Below are 15,576 nucleotides of genomic sequence, written 5' to 3' on the forward strand. Positions count from 1 at the left end.
GATGAACGCGCCACGCACACGGGTGCAGCGGCGCCCTGTGCATGGGGTGTTGCTGCTCGACAAGCCGCTGGGTCTCTCCAGCAACCAGGCCTTGCAGAAGGCCAAGTGGTTGCTGCGCGCCGAAAAAGCCGGACATACCGGCACGCTCGACCCCCTCGCGAGCGGCGTGCTGCCGCTGTGCTTCGGGGCTGCTACCAAATTCAGCCAGTTGCACCTGGATGCCGACAAGACCTATGAGGCCACTGCGCGCCTCGGGGTGAAGACGTCGACCGGCGATGCCGAAGGCGAAGTCATCGCCGAGCGGCCCGTTGCCGTGACCGCCGATGATCTGAAGCGCGTCGAAGCGCAGTTCACAGGCCCGATCCGCCAGGTCCCGCCGATGCACAGCGCATTGAAGAAGGACGGCAAGGCGCTGTACGAGTACGCACGCGAAGGCGTCGAAGTCGAACGTGCGCCACGCGATGTCGTGATCTACAAGCTGGCCGTCGATGCCTCTTCCGCCAACGAGATTCGCATCCGTGCGACCGTGAGCAAGGGCACCTACATCCGCACGCTGGGCGAGGACATCGGCGAAGCCCTGGGCTGCGGCGCACATCTCACCGCGCTGCGCCGGATCGAGACCGGCGGCTTCGATGTTTCGCAGTGCGTGACGCTGGAGTCACTCGAAGCCATGAGCGAGGAAGAGCGGCTGGGACGACTGCTGCCGGCCGAAGCGCTGGTGGCCGATCACACGCCCGTCACGCTCGACGCCGAAGATGCCGGGCGTTTCCTCTCCGGCCTGCGCCGGCGCGGCAAGTGGCCGGATGCGCCTGCCGTGTCCGTCTTCGGCCACGACCCCCCTGCATTCCTCGGCACGGCCCACGTGAAGGCCGGCGAACTGATTCCCGGGCGCCTGTTGAGCCCCATCGAAATCCAGCAAACACTATTGACCGAAGCGACACCATGAGCACCAACCAGATCCGCAATATCGCCATCATCGCCCACGTGGACCATGGCAAGACCACCATGGTCGACCAGCTGCTGCGCCAGTCCGGCACCTTTGCCGAGCACGAGAAAGTGGTCGACACCGTGATGGACAACAACGCCATCGAAAAGGAACGCGGCATCACGATCCTGGCCAAGAACTGCGCCGTGACGTGGAAGGGCATGCACATCAACATCGTGGACACCCCCGGCCACGCGGACTTCGGTGGTGAGGTCGAGCGCGCACTTAGCATGGTGGACGGCGTGGTGCTGCTGATCGACGCCCAGGAAGGCCCGATGCCCCAGACCCGCTTCGTGACGAAGAAGGCGCTGGCCCTCGGCCTGAAGCCGATCCTGGTGGTGAACAAGGTCGACAAGCCGGGCGCGCGCCCCGACTACGTGGTCAATGCCGCTTTCGACCTGTTCGACAAGCTCGGCGCTACCGACGAACAGCTGGATTTCCCCGTGGTCTACGCCTCGGGCATCAACGGCTGGTCGTCGCTGGAAGAGGGCGAGCACGGCGAACAATGGGGCCCCGACATGTCGGCGCTGTTCGACACCATCCTGAAGCACGTGCCGGCGCACGCAGGCGATCCTGAAGCGCCGCTGCAACTGCAGATTTCCGCCATCGACTTCTCGACCTTCGTCGGCCGGATCGGCGTTGGCCGTGTCCACGCCGGCACCATCAAGCCCATGATGGACGTCGTCGTGATGGAAGGTCCGGACGGCAAGGCGGTCAGGGGCCGGGTCAACCAGGTCCTGACCTTCCAGGGCCTCGAACGCGTGCAGGCGACCGAAGCCGGCCCGGGCGAGATCGTGCTGATCAACGGCATTGCGGACGTCGGCATCGGCGTGACGATCACCGACCCCGTGAACCCGGTTGCGCTGCCCATGCTCAAGGTCGACGAGCCGACCCTGACGATGAACTTCTGCGTCAACACCAGCCCGCTGGCCGGCCGAGAAGGCAAGTTCGTCACCAGCCGCCAGATCTGGGATCGTCTGCAAAAGGAACTGCAGCACAACGTGGCGCTGCGCGTGAAGGAAACGGACGAAGAAGGCATCTTCGAAGTCATGGGCCGTGGCGAACTGCACTTGACCATCCTGCTGGAGAACATGCGCCGCGAAGGCTACGAGATGGCCGTGTCGAAGCCCCGTGTGGTGTTCCGCGACATCGACGGTGTGAAGCACGAACCCATCGAGCTGGTGACTGCCGACATCGAAGACGCGCATCAGGGCGGCGTGATGCAGGCCCTGGGCGAGCGCAAGGGCGAACTGGTCAACATGGAACCGGACGGCCGTGGCCGTGTGCGCCTCGAGTACCGCATCCCGGCGCGAGGCCTGATCGGTTTCACCAACGAATTCCTGAACCTGACGCGCGGCTCGGGTCTGATCTCGAACATCTTCGACAGCTACGAGCCGCACAAGGGCGAGATCGGCAGCCGCAAGAACGGCGTGCTGATCTCCATGGACGACGGTGAAATCTTCACCTACGCACTGGGCAAGCTGGACGACCGCGGCCGCATGTTCGTGCGTGCGAATGATCCGGTGTATGAAGGCATGATCGTCGGCATCCACAGCCGCGACAACGACCTGGTGGTCAATGCCACGCGCACCAAGCAGCTGACCAACTTCCGTGTGTCCGGCAAGGAAGACGCGATCAAGATCACCCCGCCGATCGAGCTCACGCTGGAGTACGGCGTGGAGTTCATCGAGGACGACGAACTGGTCGAGATCACGCCGAAGAGCGTGCGTCTGCGCAAGCGCTTCCTGAAGGAACACGAGCGCAAGCGCGCCTCGCGCGAGACGGCAGTCTGATGCAGCACGTGGGGGGCCGTGGGCTCACCCACGGCCGCGCGGTCTGGCTGATGGTCGTCGTGACCCTCATGTGGGCGACGGCTGGGGTCGTCACGCGCCACCTGGAGCATGCGCGCAGCTTCGAGGTGACTTTCTGGCGCAGCTTCTTCACGCTGGTGTCGCTGCTGGTGATCCTGCCCCTGTGGCAGGGGCGGGCCGTGTTCGCGAAGATCCGCCGGGGAGGCCACGAGTTGTGGGTCTCCGGCGTTTGCTGGGGCGTGATGTTCACCGCCTTCATGGTCGCCCTCACGCTGACCAGCGTCGCCAATGTGCTGGTGACGATGTCGGCAGGTCCGTTGCTGACGGCATTGGCCGCGCGGATCTTCATCGGCCACAAGCTGCCGCCGCGCACCTGGGCAGCCATCGTCGCAGCCGGGCTGGGCATCGGCTGGATGTACGGCACCGAACTCGGCGAGGGGCAATTGCTCGGCACGTTCGTCGCCCTGTGCGTGCCGCTGGCCGCTGCGTGCAACTGGACCGTGGTCCAGCATGCCCATGCCAAAGGCCATGACATCGACCTCGTTCCCGCGGTGCTGATCGGCGCCGCGATCTCCACACTTGTCACACTGCCGCTGGCGTGGCCGTTCCAGGCGAACGCCCATGACCTGGGCCTGCTGGCGTTCCTCGGGTTGTTCCAGCTTGCGATTCCCTGTGCGCTGTCGGTGATGTGCGCGCGGGTCCTGAAGGCGCCTGAAGTGTCGCTGCTCGCGCTGCTCGAGGTGATCTTCGGAATCGCGCTGGCCTGGATCGGAGCGGGCGAGGAGCCGGAGTCGAGCGTCTTGATCGGCGGCGTGGTGGTCATCGGAGCGCTTGTGTTCAATGAGCTCCTGGGCCTTCGCGAAAGGCGTGCTCCCGACGGCGCCTTGACCAGTCCCCACTGAGCCTGTGGAGGCCGTCAGGGCAATCACTGATGCCTTGGCCGACCCGCAGGACGTTGTTTATTTTTTGAGGATGTATTGATGCGACTTTCCATTGCGTTGGCTGCCTGTGCTTTTCTCGCGGCGCCGCTTTGCTCGACGGCCCAGGTGTCGATCAACATCAACGTGCCCGGCGTGGTCATGGCTGCGCCTCCGCCGCCGCGCTACGAGGCCATGCCGCCGCAGCGCCCGGGCTATGTCTGGGTGCCGGGGAACTGGCAATGGCAGCACAACGCCTATGACTGGCGGCGAGGTTACTGGGAGCCTGCGCGCCCCGACTACGTCTATGCACCGGGGCGCTGGGTGCGCGCGGATGGCGGCTGGCGCTGGGTCGAGCCGAACTGGAAGGCCTCCAAGCACAAGAAGGACAAGCACCACGGACATGGCGACCATCACGACCGGTATGACGACCATGACCACGGCGGCTATCACTGCCCTCCGGGTCAGGCGAAGAAGGGACGTTGCTGAGCGGCTGCGGCTCCGCAACGAAAAGGCCGGCATGCAAGCCGGCCTTTTTCATTCAGCCCGCCGAGCGGCGGGCTCCATGACTCAAGGGCGCGCGACCTTCCACACCCCGTTGAACCCGTCGCCCGTCTTGTCTCCGGCCTTGGTGTCCTTCGACCAGTAATAGAGCGGCGAGCCCTTGTAGGCCCACTGCTTCTTGCCATCGTCGCGGACGATGATGGTGTAGGCGCCCATCGGCTTGGCGTTGTCGGCCACGCTCAGCGGCGGCCAGTTGGTGGCGCACGGCCCGTTGCAGGCCGACTTGCCGCTGCCCGCGGCGTCGCGGTCGAAGGTGTAGAGCGTCATGCCGGATGGGCCGATCAATACGCCGTCGGACGTGCGAGTCGGCGTGTCCGCCGCAGGCGACATGCTTCCGCATCCTGCGAGGAGGGCGGCGGCAAGGATCGAGGCGCTGAGAATTTTCATGAAGATTTCTCCTTCGGTTAAAAAACGAACTCAGCGGGACAGTCTATCCCGCTGTCTTTTCAAGCTGGCGGTACACCGCCGTCGCGAGGCCGAGCAACGCGTCGCGTGACAGCGCACCCGACAGCGCGTAGCCAAAGCCGCGATCGACCCAGTAGAAGCTAGGGACCGGCCCGTCCGCCGAGAAGCGGAAGGCCGTCTCATCTGACCGTGACGCGTTTGCGTCCGGCCCGAGACTGCCGATGTACAGCGTGATGCGCTCGCCGCCGGCCCGCTCGAACATGAACTGTGCCCGCGCGCCTTCGCCGCCGGGTAGCAGACGACCGCCGACCAGCGCGTAGCCTTCTGCCGACAGGTCCGGTACCTTGAGCGGCTTGTCGAGCCGTTTCGAGAGCCATTGCGCGAGATGCTGCTGTTCGGCCGCGGCCACCTCGACCGGATGCCGCTTCTCGGGCGCGTAGACCGCATGGGCCACCGACGCGGCATGAACGAATTCACGTGTGGCCGGCGCGCGGGCCAGCACCGCGCCGCCCGCTGGTGCGGCCCAATGAGTGTTGGCCAGCCAGCCCGCGCCGAAGGCGAGTGTGATGCTCGCCGCCATGCCGCCCCAACGCATCCATCGGGCTTGCCGGGCGTGCTGCTTGTCAGCAAGGCCCGCTGCGGCCAACAGGGCCGGCGGAACGGGCTCGTCGAGCACCTCGCGATGCAGTTGCCGCAATGCATCGCGCTGGACCTCCCATGCGGCCAGGTCATCGTCAGGTGGAAGCGTGGGGGTGTTCATGGCGATAGCCGATTCACTTGAGGCGACGCAGGCCGGGGCGGGCCGCAACGGGCGAAGGCGCCCCTTCCATCAGGTCCTGCAGGCGGGCGCGCGCCCGCGAGAGGCGCGACATCACGGTGCCCGCCGGAATGCGGAGCACCTTGGCAACTTGCGCATAGGAGAGGTCTTCGAGCGCCACCAGCAACAGCACGGCACGCTGGTCCTCGGGCAGAAGCAGCAGGCAGCGTTGCAGGTCGATGGCCTGGTCGCGATGCGAATCGACGCTGCGCAGCTCATGCACGACGTCGTCGATGTCGACAGCTGCCCCGAACGGCGCCGGCGCCCGTCGAACCTGGCTCACGAACACGTTGTGCATGACGGTGAAGAGCCAGGCCCGGAGATCACTCCCGACGATCCACAGCCGCCACTTGCTGCAGGCGCGCTCCAGTGTGTCCTGCACCAGGTCGTCGGCAGCCCAGCGGTCGCCCGTCAGCGCACGGGCATAGCGCCGCAGGCTGGGGATGTGGTCGACGAGGAGGCGCGAGTCCATGGGGAGTCTGAGCAGATCAGCAATATCCGTTATCTGCTGCATAAACGCCGGCGCACCGGCGTTTATTCCATGCGCGCCAAAAAAAAGATCAACCGTCGCCGGCCGGGCTCTCGCGAAGCACGCGCCGCTTGAGCGGCTTGGCGGGGTTGCCGCCATACACGGTCCATGGATCGAGCGACCGGAACGCGACGGCCCGTGCACCCAGCACCGCACCTTCGCCGACCTCGACGCCCGGCCCGACAAAAGCCTCGGCCGCAATCCACGCCTGTGCGCCGATCACGATCGGTTGGGCGGTCAGCTGGAAAGTGGCCGACGAGATGTCATGGCTGCCGGCGCAGAGATGCGCGCCTTGCGACACCAGCGCCGCGCGGCCGAGCGAAATCGGCGCCATGTTGTAGCAAGTGACCCGTTCGGCCAACAATGCACGGTCGGCGAGATGCAGGTGAGGCGGATACCAGACCCGCGCGCTGCCGCGCACATCGCTGTTTTCGCCCAGTTGCGCGCCGAACAGCTTGAGGAGAAAGCGGCGCCAGAAGCGCATCTGCGGCGGCGTCCACGATGCGAGCAATGCCCAACTCAGGTTCCACACGGCGCGCAACACCCGATTGCCCAGCGAAAAGCTCGGTCCGCCCTGGAGCGGGTTGACGCGCGCAGCGTCGAGGGGTTGAAGCGCCATCGATGTTTTCCTTCAGCGGCTGCGACTCTTCATGGCCCGCTCGACTTCACGCTTGCCTTCGCGGTCCTTGATGGTGTCGCGCTTGTCGTGCTCGGCCTTGCCCTTGGCCAGTGCGATCTCGCATTTGACCTTGCCCGCCTTCCAGTGGAGATTGAGCGGCACCAGCGTATAGCCTTTCTGCTCGACCTTGCCGATCAGGCGGCGGATCTGCTCCTTGTGCAGCAGCAGCTTCTTGGTGCGTACGGAGTCGGGGGTGACGTGCGTCGACGCCGAGCGCAAGGGGTTGATCTGGCAGCCGATCACGAACAGTTCGCCGTCGCGGATCACGACGTAGCCGTCGGTCAGTTGCACTTTGCCTTCGCGCAGCGATTTGACCTCCCAGCCTTCGAGCACCATGCCCGCTTCGAAGCGCTCCTCGAAGAAGTAGTTGTAGGCGGCTTTCTTGTTGTCCGCGATCCGGGAGGAGGTGTCTTGTTTTTTTGTGGCCATGGTGTGTCAGGTGAGGGCTGCATGGCTTCAATACAATCCGTCGCGCACGCGGTGCCGATTCTATGAAAACAGTCCACAAGTCCGTTCTGATCTGGTACAGCGCCGAAGAGATGTACGCCCTCGTCACCGACGTCGCGAAGTATCCCGAATTTCTGCCGTGGTGTGATCGGTCGAAAGTCATCGAGCAGGATGAACTGGGCATGACCGCCGAGGTCGGCCTTGCTTTCAGCGGTTTTCACCAGAGCTTCACCACCCGCAATACCCATGTGCCTGGCCGCGAGGTGCATCTGAAGCTGGTCGATGGGCCCTTTTCCAATCTCGACGGTGCCTGGAAGTTCACGCCCGTCGGGGAGCAGGGCGAGCGTGCGTGTCGCGTCGAACTCAACCTCAGCTACGGCTTCAGCAACTTCGCGCTGCAGGCATTGGTAGGGCCCGTATTCGACAAGATCGCCTCGAATCTGGTCGAGGCTTTCGTGAAGCGGGCCGAGCACATCTACGGCACGCCCTGATGCTGCAAGTCACGGTGGCGTACTCGCCGGCGCCGCGTGAGGTGTTCGAGCAGGTCGTGTCGCTGTCGGAGGGCGCCACGGCGCGTGACGCGGTGATCGCCAGCGGCCTGGCTGCGAGCTTTCCGAAACTCGACTGGCAGGCTCTTGTCCCAGGTGTCTGGGGCAGGGCGGTCGAATGGGATCAGGTGCTTGCAGACCTCGACAGGGTCGAGCTGTGCCGACCGCTCACCGTCGATCCCAAGGTCGCGCGGCGCGAACGATTCCGGCAGCAGGGCGCTCGCGGAACGGGGTTGTTTGCGCGCCGGCGCAAGGGCGGCAAGGCCGGGTACTAGGCGCTTCGCCTTACTTGCAGTCGGCGTCGATCACCGATTGCAGGCGTTGTTGCTCGGAAGCCCGGGCGTTGTCGTCCATGATTTCGCGCTCGCCCTGCGCATTGACGCGGGCCACGCGGATGCCGCTGTCCATCGTCGCCTTGCCCTGGCGAGCCCGATTGCAGTTCTCCGCCTTCGCCTGCGCGACCTTTTGCGCCTCGGCGGCCTGCTTGGCCTTTTCGGCTTCCTCGGCCTTCTTCGCTTTTTCCGAGAGCTCCTTGTCGACGCCCGTCGGCTTGGCGCTGCCAGCGGCGGGCGCGGCTTCCGGTGCGGCTTCCGCCGGCGCGGGCGGCGTGCTGAAGCTCAATCGCTTGGTGGGGCCGCCGGGCTTGCGAAGGATATTCTTCTCGGGAATGTCAGGCGGCGGCGCCTGGTCGCTGAACACCTTCTTGTTGTCCTTGTCGACCCACTGCCACTGGGCTTGCGCGCCCAGCGGAAGCAGGAAGACCGACCCGATGACAAGCAGATGCGCGAATTTCATGGCCGGCAGTTTAGCGCCGCCTTACGTTTTGCAACTTTGTTTCTGGCATTTTTCCAACGTTCTGCCGGAAATCCGGAGCGTCCGAACACGAATGCGTGTGTGAAAGCCCAAGTCCCTTCGCCTGATCGGGTGCCGAGCCATCGTTACAATCCGTCTTTTGGAGCTTCACCCATGCGCCTTCTCGGCAAAGCGCTCACCTTCGACGACGTGTTGCTGGTGCCAGCGTTCTCCCAGGTCCTGCCCAAGGACACCTCTCTCGCCACCCGGCTCTCCCGAAACATCACGCTGAACCTGCCGCTCGTCTCGGCGGCGATGGACACCGTGACCGAAGCGCGCCTCGCGATCGCTATCGCGCAGGAAGGCGGCATCGGCATCGTGCACAAGAACTTCACCGCTGCCGAACAGGCCGCGCAAGTCGCCAAGGTGAAGCGCTACGAGTCCGGTGTGCTGCGTGACCCCGTCGTCATCACGCCGACGCACACCGTGCGCGAGGTCATGGCGCTGTCCGACCAGCTCGGCATTTCGGGCTTCCCCGTGTGCGACGCGGGCAAGGTGGTCGGCATCGTCACGGGGCGCGACCTGCGCTTCGAAAGCCGCTACGACGTGCCGGTGAGCGAAATCATGACGCGCCGCGACAAGCTCATCACCGTGCCGGACGGCACCACGCTCGCGGACGCGAAGGCACTGCTCAACAAGCACAAGCTCGAACGCCTGCTCGTGATCAACGAGGCCTGGGAGCTCAAGGGCCTGATTACCGTCAAGGACATCACCAAGCAGACCAGCTTCCCGAACGCCGCGCGTGATGCCAGCGGCCGCCTGCGTTGCGGCGCGGCGGTCGGTGTGGGCGAGGGCACCGAAGAGCGCGTCGAAGCGCTCGTGAAGGCGGGCGTCGACGCCATCGTCGTCGACACCGCCCACGGCCACAGCGCCGGGGTGATCGAACGCGTGCGCTGGGTCAAGAAGAACTATCCGCAGGTCGACGTGATCGGCGGCAATATCGCCACCGGCGATGCGGCCCGCGCACTCGCGGACGCAGGGGCCGACGCGGTCAAGGTCGGCATCGGCCCGGGCTCCATCTGCACGACCCGCATCGTGGCCGGCGTGGGTGTGCCGCAGATCATGGCGGTCGACAACGTCGCGACGGCGCTTCAGGGCACGGGCATTCCGCTCATCGCCGATGGCGGCATCCGCTACTCGGGCGACATCGCCAAGGCCATCGCCGCCGGCGCAAGCACCGTGATGATGGGCGGCATGTTCGCCGGCACCGAAGAAGCGCCGGGCGAGATCGTGCTGTTCCAGGGCCGCAGCTACAAGAGCTACCGCGGCATGGGCTCCATCGGTGCCATGCAGCAGGGCAGTGCGGACCGCTACTTCCAGGAATCCACCACCGGCAACCCCAACGCCGACAAGCTCGTGCCCGAGGGCATCGAAGGCCGGGTGCCCTACAAGGGTTCGATGGTGTCGATCGTCTACCAGATGTCCGGCGGCTTGCGCGCCAGCATGGGCTACTGCGGCTGCGCCACGATCGAGGACATGAAGAACAAGGCCGAGTTCGTCGAGATCACCACCGCCGGCATCCGTGAGAGCCACGTGCACGACGTGCAGATCACCAAGGAAGCGCCCAACTACCGCGCTGAATAAGCACACCCCCAGGCTGCGCGGCGGGCCGGCGAAGCCGGTCCGCGGTGTTTCCCGAAGGAGCGCGCAGGGGACTTGGCACTCATTTCGCATTTTTCATATGCACCAGAAGATCCTGATTCTCGATTTCGGCTCGCAAGTCACCCAGCTCATCGCACGACGCGTGCGCGAAGCGCATGTGCTCAGCGAGGTGCATCCCTGCGACGTCACCGACGAGTGGATTCGCGACTATGCCAAGGACGGCAGCCTGAAGGGCGTGATCCTTTCCGGCAGCCACGCCAGCGTCTACGAAGACACGACCGACAAGGCGCCGCAGGCGGTGTTCGAGCTCGGCGTGCCCGTGCTGGGCATCTGCTACGGCATGCAGACCATGGCGCACCAGCTGGGTGGCAAGGTCGAAGGCGGCCACAAGCGCGAGTTCGGCTTTGCGGCCGTCCGCGCGCGCGGCCACACCGAGCTGCTCAAGGACATCGCCGACTTCACCACCGACGACGGGCACGGCATGCTCAACGTCTGGATGAGCCACGGCGACAAGGTCACTGAGCTGCCGCCTGGCTTCAAGCTGATGGCGTCGACCGAGAGTTGCCCGATCGCCGGCATGGCCGACGAAGAACGGCACTTCTACGCCGTGCAATTCCACCCCGAAGTGACGCACACGCAGCAGGGCAAGGCGATCCTCGATCGCTTCGTGCTCGGCATCTGCGGCGCCCGGCCCGATTGGGTCATGCGCGACCACATCGCCGAAGCCGTCGAGGCGATCCGCAAGCAGGTGGGCGACGAGGAAGTGATCCTTGGCCTCTCGGGCGGCGTCGATTCGTCCGTGGCGGCTGCGCTGATCCATCGCGCCATCGGCGACCAGCTCACCTGCGTCTTCGTCGACCACGGTCTGCTGCGGCTGAACGAAGGCGACATGGTCATGGACATGTTCGTCGGCAAGCTGCACGCCAAGGTGATCCGTGTCGATGCCAGCGAGCTCTTCCTCGGCAAGCTGGCCGGCGTGAGCGAACCCGAGGCCAAGCGCAAGATCATCGGCGGCGAGTTCGTCACCGTGTTCAAGCAGGAAGCGGCCAAGCTCACGAGCGCGGGTGCCAAGGGCGCCAAGTGGCTGGCGCAGGGCACCATCTACCCGGACGTGATCGAGTCCGGCGGCGCCAAGAGCAAGAAGGCTGTCACCATCAAGAGCCACCACAACGTGGGCGGCCTGCCGGAACAGTTGGGCCTAAAGCTGCTGGAGCCGCTGCGCGACCTGTTCAAGGACGAAGTGCGCGAACTTGGCGTCGCGCTCGGCCTGCCGCCCGAGATGGTCTATCGCCATCCCTTCCCCGGCCCCGGCCTGGGCGTGCGGATCCTCGGCGAGGTGAAAAAGGACTACGCCGACCTGCTGCGCCGCGCCGATGCGATCTTCATCGAGGAGCTGCGCAACTTCATCGACCCCGCCACGGGCAAGAGCTGGTACGACCTCACGAGCCAGGCCTTCACCGTGTTCCTGCCGGTCAAGAGCGTGGGCGTGATGGGCGACGGCCGCACCTACGACTACGTCGTCGCACTGCGCGCGGTGCAGACCAGCGACTTCATGACGGCTGACTGGGCCGAACTGCCCTATGCGCTGCTGAAGAAGGTATCGGGTCGCATCATCAACGAGGTGCGCGGCATCAACCGCGTCACCTACGACGTGAGCAGCAAGCCGCCGGCGACGATCGAGTGGGAGTGAGAGGTGTCGCGTGTCGCCGTTTTCGACCGGTGACACGCTGACCCTTCGGCCTATCTCATTGGATGCGCACCATTTGGACAGCCAGTGCAGTTGCCGGGTTTGCGGCTGCGGGCCCGTCTCTTGCATGCAGCATGGGCATATCCCATTCGGGTTGACCCTCATGAACTGTTTTCACATGTAAGAACATAGTGTTAGAGTTTGGCATTCGTAGTGTCTGGTAACAGTACTGCGCGTTCTCCAACGACACCCTCTGGGGCGGATGCCATGGAAAAAGTCAGCTGCGACGCCGTGAGAATGACTCCCGGGGCGACCACGGTCGCCGCCCGGGAAACCGCTGATCGGACAAGGAGAGGCCGCCAGTTCAACCACCGGTCTTCCGCTTCATTTCGCGTTGAGGACTTCCCGATGGATCCAGTGACCGATTCGCCGAGGGACACGCAATTGCTGTCCGTCGTCATCCCCTGCTACAACGAGGAAGAGGTCATCGGGGAGACGATGAAGCGCATGAGGGCCTTCTGCGCCGACTTGCAGGACCTGGACGTCGAGCTCATCTTCGTCGACGACGGCAGCCGCGATCGCACACGGGAGCGCCTGAAGGAGTTCGCGGCGGAAGACCCCCGGATCAAGCTCGTCGGGTTCGCACGCAATTTCGGTCACCAGATCGCGGTGACCGCCGGCATCGACGCCGCCAACGGCGACGCGGTCGTGCTCATCGATGCCGACCTCCAGGACCCGCCCGAAGTCGTCCACCAGATGATCGCCAAATGGCGCGAAGGCTATGACGTCGTCTACGGCACGCGCACGGAGCGCCCCGGCGAGTCCGCCTTCAAGCTGGCGACGGCACGAGGCTTCTACCGCCTGCTCAACCAGCTCTCGGACGTCGCGATCCCCTTGGACACGGGCGACTTTCGCCTCATGAGCCGGGATGTCGTGGATACGCTGCGCGCCATGCCCGAGCGCGACCGGTTCGTGCGGGGCATGGTGAGCTGGGTCGGTTTCAAGCAGATCGCGCTGCCATACCGGCGCGCCGAACGATTTGCAGGGGAGAGCAAATACCCGCTGACCAAGATGCTGCGTTTCGCAACGGATGGCATCCTGTCCTTTTCGACCAAGCCGCTGCAGATGTCGGTGGCGCTGGGCATGGTCTGCGCCACCATTTCGCTGCTGGGTATCGTGTACGCACTCGTGCTGCGCCTGTTCACCAACGTATGGGTGGAAGGCTGGACTGCCTTGATGATCGCGGTCCTCTTCATGGGTGGCGTCCAGCTGATCTGTGTGGGCGTCCTCGGCGAATACGTCGGCCGCATCTACAACGAAATCAAGAACAGGCCGCTGTACGTGGTCCAGGAATACTTCGGGTTCGAGAAGGCCGGCCCGGCCATGTCTCGAAGCCCTGTGGTTGTCAGCCGATGACAGTCAAGAAGTCATTGCGATTGCTGCTGGGCATCGGCCTCGCGGCGCTGTTTCTCTGGTTGATTCTTCGCCAGATCAGCCTTGAGGAAATCAGAAGGGCGTTCGATGGCGCCAACTACATCTGGGTGACCTCCGCTCTCGCGGCTTTTGCGGTGGGCTATTCCTGCCGGATCGAACGCTGGCGCGCGATGCTGGAGCGGGACAGCCCCGGCTTGACGTGGGGGCGCTGCGCCGGGCCCTTGCTGGCGAGCTTTGCGGCCAACAATGTGCTGCCCTTCAGGGCGGGGGATGCGCTTCGCGCGTTCGCATTCAACAGGAAGCTGGGCACGACGTCGGGTGTCGTCGTCGCGACGCTCTTCGTCGAGCGCCTGCTGGACCTGCTGATGGTGCTGGTGCTCCTGGGAGTGGCCGTCGCGATGTTCGGCCTGGACACCAGGCACTTCGCAGGGATCGGCAGTGTGGCCTTGATCGCTGCAGCGCTTGCCATCCTGTTCGTCCTCCTGTTCCCGCGCTTCTTCACCCCATTGGTGCTCGCCATGGGGCGCCTGGTGGTCCGCGTCGCGCCCGGCTTCGGGCAGAAGCTGTTCGACGAAATCAACAAGAGCCTGAGCACGCTGCATCACCTGGCGCAAGGGGGCACCATGGTCAAGCTGGTCCTCTGGTCCGTGCTGGCCTGGCTGGCCGAGGGCTGCGTCTTCTGGTTTGCGGCGCTGGCATTGCCTGCACTTTCAGCGCCGCTCGCGGGCTGGCTGGCATTGCCCGTGGGGACTCTGGCGACGCTCATCCCCAGCACCCCGGGCTACATCGGCACCTTCGATTTCTTCACCGTGCATGCGATGACGACGCTCGGCAACGATGCGGTGGTTGCGACCGCCTATGCGCTGCTCGTCCACGCGCTGCTCTGGCTTCCGCCGACTCTCGTGGGTGGCCTCTATTTGTTGGTCTTTCCGGTCCATCAGCAGCAAGAGAAATTGAAAGCAGTTTCCTCATGAGTTTGTCTCACACGACGCAGGTGACGATTGTTGGCGCGGGCTTTACCGGGCTGACTGCAGCCTATGAGTTGGTCAAGAAGGGATTCGACGTCACGATTCTCGAGGCCGAACCAGAGGTCGGCGGGCTGGCCGCGGCCTTCGAGGTCGGCGGCGAAAACCTGGACCGTTTCTATCACCACTGGTTCACCAACGACCTGGAAGTGATGGGTTTGATCAATGAACTCGGCTTGAACGAGCGCGTCGAGGTCAATCCGACCAACACCGGCGTCTACTACGCGAACAACTTCTTCAAGTTGTCGACGCCCTGGGACCTGCTGAACTTCAAGCCTCTGAGCTTTGTCGACCGGATCCGTCTGGGCCTCCTGGCACTGCGCGCCCGCCAGGTGAAGGACTGGAAGGCCCTGGAGAACAAGACCGCGCAGGACTGGTTGCGCGAACTCGGCGGTGAAAACGTCTATCGCGTGGTCTGGCAGCCACTGCTCAAGGGAAAGTTCGGTCCCTACGCCGAGCAGGTGTCGGCCGTCTGGTTCTGGAACAAGCTCAAGTTGCGCGGCGGTAGCCGGGGCAAGGGCGGTGAAGAACGCCTGGCGTATTTCAAGGGAGGCTTCGTCGCGCTGGCCGAGGCGCTGGCCAACCGGGTGAGGGAATTGGGCGGCCGCATCGAGCTCAATACGCCGGTCTCGAAGATCGAACCACTCGGCGAGCGCTGGGTCGCGACCACGCCCCGCGGCGAAATCACCTCGGACCGCGTCATTGCAACCCCCGCGTTGCCGCTGGTCGCGGACATGGTGCGCGGCTGGGCGTCCGGCGACTACATCAAGAGCCTGGAACGCATCCAGTACATCGGCAACGTGTGCCTGGTGCTCGAACTGGACCGGCCGCTGTCGAAGACCTATTGGCTGAACGTCAACGACCCGAGCTTCCCCTTCGTGGGCGTGATCGAGCACACCAATTTCGAGCGGGCCGAAACCTACGGCGGCAAGCACATCGTCTATCTCTCGAAGTACCTTCCGCACACCGAGCCCCTGTATGCGATGGGTGCCGACGACTTCCTGGAATTCGCGCTGCCTTTCCTCAAGACCATGTTTCCCGCCATGGATCGCAAGTGGATCCAGGCGCATCACTTGTGGCGGGCGCGCTGGTCGCAGCCGGTCGTCGAGAAGAACTACAGCAGCCTGATCCCGGGTGAAGACGGGCCGAAGAGCGGTTTTCACGTTTGCTCGATGGCCCAGATCTACCCAGAAGACAGAGGCACCAACTACGCCATCAGGGCGGGCAAGAGCATTGGCGAGCGGTTGACGCTCGCCGTGAAGAACGGCTGAGCC

Annotated in this window: 17 protein-coding genes; 11 read left to right on the top strand and 6 right to left on the bottom strand. The window is 64.6% G+C overall.

Annotated features, from left to right (window positions below):
- Position 1 precedes the first annotated feature (1 nt).
- From truB to QTH90_RS02045, 4 genes are all read left to right on the top strand, one after another.
- Positions 2 to 946: a tRNA pseudouridine(55) synthase TruB gene (gene truB / locus QTH90_RS02030; protein ID WP_286662861.1), complete on the top strand. Its 945-nt coding sequence runs from the start codon at positions 2 to 4 to the stop codon at positions 944 to 946.
- Positions 943 to 2,778 carry a translational GTPase TypA gene (typA, locus tag QTH90_RS02035; protein WP_286662862.1) on the top strand — a complete coding sequence of 612 codons (1,836 nt, stop codon included), beginning with the start codon at positions 943 to 945 and terminating at the stop codon, positions 2,776 to 2,778. The genes truB and typA overlap by 4 nt, the downstream gene beginning before the upstream one ends.
- On the top strand, positions 2,778 to 3,698 hold the full coding sequence (locus tag QTH90_RS02040; protein WP_286662863.1) for a DMT family transporter: 921 nt from the start codon (positions 2,778 to 2,780) through the stop codon (positions 3,696 to 3,698). The genes typA and QTH90_RS02040 overlap by 1 nt, the downstream gene beginning before the upstream one ends.
- Positions 3,699 to 3,776: 78 nt before the next feature.
- Positions 3,777 to 4,202: a YXWGXW repeat-containing protein gene (locus QTH90_RS02045; RefSeq protein ID WP_286662864.1), complete on the top strand. Its 426-nt coding sequence runs from the start codon at positions 3,777 to 3,779 to the stop codon at positions 4,200 to 4,202.
- Between the two features lie 81 nt (positions 4,203 to 4,283).
- On the opposite strand, the gene QTH90_RS02050 is transcribed toward QTH90_RS02045, so the two are convergent.
- The 5 genes from QTH90_RS02050 to smpB form a co-directional block, all read right to left on the bottom strand.
- On the bottom strand, positions 4,284 to 4,664 hold the full coding sequence (locus tag QTH90_RS02050) for a COG4315 family predicted lipoprotein (RefSeq protein WP_286662865.1): 381 nt from the start codon (positions 4,662 to 4,664) through the stop codon (positions 4,284 to 4,286).
- 43 nt (positions 4,665 to 4,707) lie between these two features.
- On the bottom strand, positions 4,708 to 5,442 hold the full coding sequence (locus QTH90_RS02055) for an anti-sigma factor family protein (protein ID WP_286662866.1): 735 nt from the start codon (positions 5,440 to 5,442) through the stop codon (positions 4,708 to 4,710).
- A gap of 13 nt (positions 5,443 to 5,455) precedes the next feature.
- Positions 5,456 to 5,971 carry an RNA polymerase sigma factor gene (locus tag QTH90_RS02060; protein WP_286662867.1) on the bottom strand — a complete coding sequence of 172 codons (516 nt, stop codon included), beginning with the start codon at positions 5,969 to 5,971 and terminating at the stop codon, positions 5,456 to 5,458.
- Positions 5,972 to 6,059: 88 nt separating this feature from the next.
- Entirely contained in the window at positions 6,060 to 6,647 is a 588-nt protein-coding gene (locus QTH90_RS02065; protein WP_286662868.1) for an LbetaH domain-containing protein, read from the bottom strand.
- 12 nt (positions 6,648 to 6,659) lie between these two features.
- Positions 6,660 to 7,136, bottom strand: a complete 477-nt coding sequence (smpB, locus tag QTH90_RS02070; protein WP_028250248.1) for an SsrA-binding protein SmpB — start codon at positions 7,134 to 7,136, stop codon at positions 6,660 to 6,662.
- Between the two features lie 62 nt (positions 7,137 to 7,198).
- Here smpB and QTH90_RS02075 point away from each other — a divergent pair, with 62 nt between their 5' ends.
- Positions 7,199 to 7,645: a type II toxin-antitoxin system RatA family toxin gene (locus QTH90_RS02075; RefSeq protein WP_286662869.1), complete on the top strand. Its 447-nt coding sequence runs from the start codon at positions 7,199 to 7,201 to the stop codon at positions 7,643 to 7,645.
- Positions 7,645 to 7,977, top strand: coding sequence for an RnfH family protein (locus QTH90_RS02080; RefSeq protein ID WP_286662870.1), 333 nt, complete (start codon positions 7,645 to 7,647; stop codon positions 7,975 to 7,977). The genes QTH90_RS02075 and QTH90_RS02080 overlap by 1 nt, the downstream gene beginning before the upstream one ends.
- A gap of 10 nt (positions 7,978 to 7,987) precedes the next feature.
- On the opposite strand, the gene QTH90_RS02085 is transcribed toward QTH90_RS02080, so the two are convergent.
- Positions 7,988 to 8,497 (bottom strand): DUF4124 domain-containing protein, encoded by a 510-nt coding sequence (locus QTH90_RS02085; protein ID WP_286662871.1) that lies wholly within the window; start codon positions 8,495 to 8,497, stop codon positions 7,988 to 7,990.
- A gap of 171 nt (positions 8,498 to 8,668) precedes the next feature.
- Here QTH90_RS02085 and guaB point away from each other — a divergent pair, with 171 nt between their 5' ends.
- The 5 genes from guaB to QTH90_RS02110 all read left to right on the top strand — a co-directional run bounded on the left by guaB (position 8,669) and on the right by QTH90_RS02110 (position 15,573).
- Positions 8,669 to 10,138: an IMP dehydrogenase gene (gene guaB / locus QTH90_RS02090; protein ID WP_286662872.1), complete on the top strand. Its 1,470-nt coding sequence runs from the start codon at positions 8,669 to 8,671 to the stop codon at positions 10,136 to 10,138.
- A 97-nt stretch (positions 10,139 to 10,235) separates the two neighbouring features.
- Positions 10,236 to 11,846, top strand: a complete 1,611-nt coding sequence (gene guaA, locus QTH90_RS02095; RefSeq protein WP_286662873.1) for a glutamine-hydrolyzing GMP synthase — start codon at positions 10,236 to 10,238, stop codon at positions 11,844 to 11,846.
- A 405-nt stretch (positions 11,847 to 12,251) separates the two neighbouring features.
- Positions 12,252 to 13,259 carry a glycosyltransferase family 2 protein gene (locus QTH90_RS02100; protein ID WP_286662874.1) on the top strand — a complete coding sequence of 336 codons (1,008 nt, stop codon included), beginning with the start codon at positions 12,252 to 12,254 and terminating at the stop codon, positions 13,257 to 13,259.
- Complete coding sequence (locus QTH90_RS02105) at positions 13,256 to 14,251, top strand: lysylphosphatidylglycerol synthase transmembrane domain-containing protein (RefSeq protein ID WP_286662875.1); 996 nt, start codon at positions 13,256 to 13,258, stop codon at positions 14,249 to 14,251. Before QTH90_RS02100 ends, QTH90_RS02105 begins: the two co-directional genes overlap by 4 nt.
- Positions 14,248 to 15,573 carry an NAD(P)/FAD-dependent oxidoreductase gene (locus QTH90_RS02110; protein ID WP_286662876.1) on the top strand — a complete coding sequence of 442 codons (1,326 nt, stop codon included), beginning with the start codon at positions 14,248 to 14,250 and terminating at the stop codon, positions 15,571 to 15,573. The genes QTH90_RS02105 and QTH90_RS02110 overlap by 4 nt, the downstream gene beginning before the upstream one ends.
- Positions 15,574 to 15,576 lie beyond the last annotated feature (3 nt).

This window comes from Variovorax flavidus, from assembly GCF_030317145.1.
GTDB lineage: Bacteria > Pseudomonadota > Gammaproteobacteria > Burkholderiales > Burkholderiaceae_C > Variovorax > Variovorax flavidus.

Bases quoted from the DNA above. Each gene is read 5' to 3' on its own strand.
- QTH90_RS02050 (WP_286662865.1), bottom strand. From the start codon at position 4,664: ATGAAAATTCTCAGCGCCTCGATCCTTGCCGCCGCCCTCCTCGCAGGA.
- QTH90_RS02085 (WP_286662871.1), bottom strand. From the start codon at position 8,497: ATGAAATTCGCGCATCTGCTTGTCATCGGGTCGGTCTTCCTGCTTCCG.
- QTH90_RS02100 (WP_286662874.1), top strand. From the start codon at position 12,252: ATGGATCCAGTGACCGATTCGCCGAGGGACACGCAATTGCTGTCCGTC.
- QTH90_RS02075 (WP_286662869.1), top strand. From the start codon at position 7,199: ATGAAAACAGTCCACAAGTCCGTTCTGATCTGGTACAGCGCCGAAGAG.
- QTH90_RS02065 (WP_286662868.1), bottom strand. From the start codon at position 6,647: ATGGCGCTTCAACCCCTCGACGCTGCGCGCGTCAACCCGCTCCAGGGC.
- QTH90_RS02105 (WP_286662875.1), top strand. From the start codon at position 13,256: ATGACAGTCAAGAAGTCATTGCGATTGCTGCTGGGCATCGGCCTCGCG.
- truB (WP_286662861.1), top strand. From the start codon at position 2: ATGAACGCGCCACGCACACGGGTGCAGCGGCGCCCTGTGCATGGGGTG.
- QTH90_RS02110 (WP_286662876.1), top strand. From the start codon at position 14,248: ATGAGTTTGTCTCACACGACGCAGGTGACGATTGTTGGCGCGGGCTTT.
- QTH90_RS02060 (WP_286662867.1), bottom strand. From the start codon at position 5,971: ATGGACTCGCGCCTCCTCGTCGACCACATCCCCAGCCTGCGGCGCTAT.
- QTH90_RS02080 (WP_286662870.1), top strand. From the start codon at position 7,645: ATGCTGCAAGTCACGGTGGCGTACTCGCCGGCGCCGCGTGAGGTGTTC.
- guaA (WP_286662873.1), top strand. From the start codon at position 10,236: ATGCACCAGAAGATCCTGATTCTCGATTTCGGCTCGCAAGTCACCCAG.
- smpB (WP_028250248.1), bottom strand. From the start codon at position 7,136: ATGGCCACAAAAAAACAAGACACCTCCTCCCGGATCGCGGACAACAAG.
- QTH90_RS02055 (WP_286662866.1), bottom strand. From the start codon at position 5,442: ATGAACACCCCCACGCTTCCACCTGACGATGACCTGGCCGCATGGGAG.
- guaB (WP_286662872.1), top strand. From the start codon at position 8,669: ATGCGCCTTCTCGGCAAAGCGCTCACCTTCGACGACGTGTTGCTGGTG.
- QTH90_RS02040 (WP_286662863.1), top strand. From the start codon at position 2,778: ATGCAGCACGTGGGGGGCCGTGGGCTCACCCACGGCCGCGCGGTCTGG.
- QTH90_RS02045 (WP_286662864.1), top strand. From the start codon at position 3,777: ATGCGACTTTCCATTGCGTTGGCTGCCTGTGCTTTTCTCGCGGCGCCG.
- typA (WP_286662862.1), top strand. From the start codon at position 943: ATGAGCACCAACCAGATCCGCAATATCGCCATCATCGCCCACGTGGAC.